The organism is Neobacillus drentensis (assembly GCF_036966985.1).
Taxonomy (GTDB): domain Bacteria; phylum Bacillota; class Bacilli; order Bacillales; family Cytobacillaceae; genus Neobacillus; species Neobacillus drentensis_E.
In genome coordinates this window covers 1-5157 of sequence record NZ_JBALSN010000429.1, presented here as the reverse complement: position 1 = coordinate 5157, position 5157 = coordinate 1, and the positions used below count along the sequence as shown (strand labels likewise).

The 5157-nt window shown below is 36.6% G+C and carries 5 protein-coding genes; 1 reads left to right on the top strand and 4 read right to left on the bottom strand.

Translation table 11 applies throughout. The annotated features are described in order from the left end of the window. Positions 1-90: 90 nt before the first annotated feature. Together V7659_RS24325 and V7659_RS24320 are read right to left on the bottom strand one after the other, a co-directional pair. The gene (locus tag V7659_RS24325; RefSeq protein WP_335542715.1) at positions 91-843 is read right to left on the bottom strand and encodes a GntR family transcriptional regulator; all 753 of its coding nucleotides are present in this window, start codon (positions 841-843) and stop codon (positions 91-93) included. Between the two features lie 152 nt (positions 844-995). Further along, positions 996-2174 (bottom strand): translocation protein TolB, encoded by a 1179-nt coding sequence (locus V7659_RS24320; protein ID WP_335542714.1) that lies wholly within the window; start codon positions 2172-2174, stop codon positions 996-998. Between the two features lie 226 nt (positions 2175-2400). Here V7659_RS24320 and V7659_RS24315 point away from each other — a divergent pair, with 226 nt between their 5' ends. After that, positions 2401-3408, top strand: coding sequence for a DUF3231 family protein (locus tag V7659_RS24315; RefSeq protein WP_335542713.1), 1008 nt, complete (start codon positions 2401-2403; stop codon positions 3406-3408). A 65-nt stretch (positions 3409-3473) separates the two neighbouring features. On the opposite strand, the gene V7659_RS24310 is transcribed toward V7659_RS24315, so the two are convergent. Next, complete coding sequence (locus V7659_RS24310) at positions 3474-4127, bottom strand: TerC family protein (protein ID WP_335542716.1); 654 nt, start codon at positions 4125-4127, stop codon at positions 3474-3476. Between the two features lie 243 nt (positions 4128-4370). Next, complete coding sequence (locus V7659_RS24305; RefSeq protein WP_335542712.1) at positions 4371-4934, bottom strand: CBO0543 family protein; 564 nt, start codon at positions 4932-4934, stop codon at positions 4371-4373. Between the last annotated feature and the right edge of the window lie 223 nt (positions 4935-5157).

Sequence of the window (5157 nt, the reverse complement as noted above, 5' to 3'; positions counted from 1 at the left end):
TCGGGAAACTATGTAATTATGTAATATAGCATATTCTAAACCAGAGCTGCAGCGGATTTCTTGAAAATCTCTGCAGCCCTTTTTCATTAATTAAGGCATCGACCGGATAATTTGTAATATTTCACTGCGTGCTCTAAAACGATGGGATTGTAACATGGATCGTGCAGCATCCGGTTCTGCTGCCCGCATAACAGACACAATGGCCTTGTGGTCCATTATGGAACGTGTTGGTTTCGGCCGAAGCTTTATCGTAAATAATCTAGCACGATATAGTTGATCAGATTGACTATCCATCACTCCCCTTAGACGGGGATTTCGTGCTATATCCACAATAAGTTGATGAAATTGTTCATCAAGGTCAGTCCATGCAATCAGATTTTCCTCTTCTAGTGCTTTTTCCTGTTCCTCTATCAAATGATCAAGTTTGTCCAATTCCTCACTTGTCGCTCGCTTGGCAGCCAGGCTTCCAGCAATTCCATCGAGCGCTTCTACGACTTCATAAATATGTTGGAGATCGTCCGCTACAATGGGCGCCACAACAAACCCACGACGCGGTATGAGCTTAACCCATCCCTCCATCTCTAAACGCACAAGAGCTTCACGAACTGGAGTTCTACTCATACCCAAAATGTCAGCCATTTCCCTTTCTAATATGGTTTGTCCTGGAGGGAGCTGCAGTTGTCGTATGGCATGCCGGGTTGCAAGATACGCACGTTGCGGCAAGCGTGATTCCCCATTATTATCTAAACGATATAAAAATGAATGAATGTTTTGAGAAAGAGCAGAATGGTCCAATTCTTTCAAATTAACATCACCCAATGCAAGTTCATCTGGCGTATTCATTCTATAAACACACTTCCCAAAAGTTGATTAAAGATAACATTCCAAAGAAATCATACCAGAAAAACGATAATCAATAAATCATAGCGCTTGACAAATCCATTCTGCAAACCATTTCAATTCGGAGTAAAAAAGATTGGCGCTCCATCAACATTCTATAGCCATATATGCTCTTTACCATTTAAACCGTCCTTCACCCAGACATCACCTTTAGACCCATCTCCCTGCTTGCGAACCCAAGTAAGATAGGAACCCACAACTTGAGGAACTTCATCCAGTTCATTCTTCTTCGGAAATGAGATTTGTTTTTGTTTCTCAGTTTTAATATTGATCGCATAAAGTGCTGTAAACATCGTTGGAACAGGCCCTTCCTTCCACTCCTTGTTCTCTTTTGCACGAGCGACAATCACTTTATCTGGTGAGAACCATTCCACATCAAGGTCTACGAAACCTTTTGGTGTGTATTCCTTTTGTTGCTTGTAGGTCGGCATATCGGCAATGGTGGTTTTCTTGTTTTCAACAAAAAATCTTCCTTCTCCTGAAATATAGGCTAATTGATTAGCAGATGGAGCCCACTTAAACCAGTCTTTGAATCCTAGCATTTTACCTACTGCTTGAAAGTGTTCTCCTTTTGAAGACAAAACGCATAAAGTATTGCTATCCATCGACCAAGACGCAGTTGGCGTTGCTAAAAAACTAACCCACTTCCTGTCTGTACTCCACTTAAAATAATCAGCATCAATCGCAAACAAGTCAGGTTCTTTTATTTGAATGGTATAAAAATGCTTCATTTTTTCTTTCGCGAGATTGGCATCTACGGGAATCCGATAAAGTGGGATGGGGCCCCAACAAGTAGGACGCAATTTGGATTGTGAGGCAACGATAAATTCCTTCCCATTCGGAAACCACTCAAAACCACTAACCCCTAATGAAACATTTTCAAAGCCTTGCGGGCGGCCATTCTTTGTTTTCGTAACGTTCAAAATGCCTTGATCATTGTAGGCTAATTGATTTTTGGTTGGAGACCATTTAAAGTCAGATGTTTCGACCCTCACGTAAGGCTGGTAGCTTTCCTTTTCCCTCGTATCATAAATAAATAGATTAGATTTTTCACCTTTTTCATCACCATCAATATAACCAATAAACCTGCCATCATATGACCATTTCTGAGAATATACATATCGATTTTTAGTGATTTGAATTTCTTGATCGCCCTTTTTAATCCATAGCTGATGATCACGGATAAATGCAGCAATGAGCGGGACTTCTGCACTGACAACCGTCGATATATTAAAACTGATTAATATTAGAAATAACAAAATTCGAAATCCCAAGAACATCCCTCCTACTTATAGGTTGTCCCTTATGAAGATTCTCATTAATTAACGTTCAATGTTCCCAGGCAGGCTGAAGTTGTTATCATGAGCTAATATTTGCTGGAACCTAATATGGTTGTTCTACTCTGGAATTCACAGAAAAACAGCCAGAAAAATCGATTATCGAATGATTAGTCTCCGACTTGGGAATAATTTATTTAAATTATATGAAGGTGGGATCCTTTTGATTTTAACAAATCCAATAAGCTCATCAGAGGTAGGAACCCTTTGGCTTACATATCAAGAAAAAACTCTTATTATGAGAGTGTTAGAATATTTCATGAAAAAAGCGGATGACGAAGAAGCAAGGAATATCTTAGGGGGCTTATGGCAGGAGTTAAATTATTATGTTATAGAAATTGAGAAAATATTTAGCCAGCAAGGGGTCGTTATTCCTATTGGTTTTAGAAAGGAAGATGTGAATTTAGAAGCACCCAAGTTATTTGACAATGGATTTGACGTGATGTTTATACGAGTATTAAAAGAAGTAAGCATGGGTATGTACACCATTAACATGAATATGGCATATAACGATGATGTGATACAGGTTTATGAAGGACTAACCACTGTTACCCATAAAATATATAAGTTAGCCACCCTATATTTACTGGAAAAAGGAATCTTAACCCTTCCACCAAGAGTGACAATGCCAAAAACAACAGAGTTTATTAAAAATAAAGATTATATGAGCGGTTTTCACCCATTTAATTCTAAACGGGCATTAAACGACATTGAACTTGGTATTCTTCATCATGGAATAGAGACTAATAATATTGGAATGCAGCTTATTACAGGATTTGCTCAATGCGCACAAAACAAAGAAGTTAGAAAATATTTTGAAAAAGGGAAAGAACTTGCAAAAAAACAAATTAAAATATTCCAAGAAATTCTTTTGGAAAATGATATTCAAGTCTCTGCCCATTCTGGGGGTACGGTAACTACTTCCACTATTCCCCCATTTTCAGACAAACTAATGATGCATTGTATCACCTTTCTAAATGGATTTTGCATTGTTGGAAATAGCTTTGGTACATTTTTTACTCTAAGAAATGATATCTCCTTAAAATTAGCCCTCTTAGCCAAAGATATCTATTTTTATGGTCAAGAAGGGATTGAAATTATGATCAAGCATAAATGGTTTGAGGAACCTCCTCAAACAGAAGATAGAAATCAAATCATTAATAATTCATGAAGTAAAAATATATTGTGCCAATTCAGTAAAGAGCGATGCCAATTTATGCATCGCCCCTTCCTCTTTTATATTAGTTTTTTCCTTGAAATTAAATATCCAAATCCAATAACAAAAACAGTAATTGCTGTAGGTATTAATAAATGTAAATCACGAGTAAGAAAGGGTTCAAATTTTGGTTCCCCGAGGAGCATTTCACCTGCTGTCCAAGATAAGATTCCAGCCCCTGCATAAGAGATAATTGGGTATTTCTCCATTGCTTTTAGTATTAACTGGCTGCCAAAAACAACGATTGGAATACTAACAATCACACCAATCACAATACCGACCAAATTTCCTTCAACTGCACCAGCAATAGCTAGTACATTATCAAGGGACATGACTGCATCTGCAATGATAATTGTTTTGACAGCTGAAAATAAACTTGCCCCTCCTTCCTTCATACTTCCCTCCTCATCACCAATTAATAGTTTAATGGCAATGTACACTAGGAGAAGACCGCCTATAAAAGTTACGAAAGGTACACCTAGCAGATAAACTATGATTACTGCAAATAGTAAACGTAAAATAATCGCTCCAAATGTTCCCCAAAAGATTGCTTTCTTTTGCTGCTTCTTAGGAACATTACGTGACGCCATTGCAATCACAACTGCGTTATCGCCACTTAAAACAATATTGATTAATATAACTTTTAAGAGTACCGCAAATGACAAACCAAACATCTCCAAACTATTCACCTCTGGACAAGTTTAACTTTTTCATTATATTAATTTGATATAAAAAATNNATATAAAAAATAGAACTTCATAAAAGTAAATACGGGGAAAATTTAAAAGGAATTAAAAAAGAAGCAAAAAATTTGCTTCTTACAATAGTATTTAGTTATAAGTCAGAAAAGTTCATCATGCTTCCTAAGCTTAAGACTCACTAATTCATTAACGCCTTTATGTCGTTACAAGTACAGTTTATCCCTTATCTAAATTAGTATAGCTCTCAATCCTTGTAACCGCATAAGCGACAAAATAAAGAGTTAAGAAAATAATAAAATCATATAAAGTGGACCAATTTTTATCGTTATAAAAGTCGATTGCATTAAAGAAATTCATTCCTCCAAAGGCAGCAATTGCAGCGAATATGACCCCTTTTAATAAGGTATTCATTTTTGGCTTTATTTGTAGAGTGAGCATGACCCCAACTGGTGCTAAAGAGAAGTGATAAGGTAAAAATAGAAAGGGGGCTAGAGGAATGATCACCATTGGGTATGACCACAACCCTAGAGATAAGGCAGCAAGATCTATTGTAAGTGATAATATGATGGTTATTAAGCCTGCTAAAAGAAGGCGTCCTGTACTATCTTTTTTCCTAAATATAATCCAAACAATCCATGGAACAATAAATAGGGCCAGTCCAAACCACCATTGCCATGTTGAGAGAAAATCTTCTTTCACTATTTTAGCAAATAAAGAACTTACCCCAGTGAACTGGTTATAAGCTTTTTCTGATCGGGCGAGTCCTTCCTCAAATGCCATTTTTATATAACATCTCCTTAAAACATAGTTATTACATTTTTTCTGTTAAACAGTCTTTTATTCACTTAGCCTTTTAAAGAATTTTCATAACCTAAAATTAAAAAGTTCATTAAAAATATCCCCCTCACTAATGAGGGGGATATCTTATTTATCTTGTGCAAGTTCTTTCCTATTAGGAGCAAGCGGTGGCTGTTCTAACCACTTGTTTTTCACCATAATATCA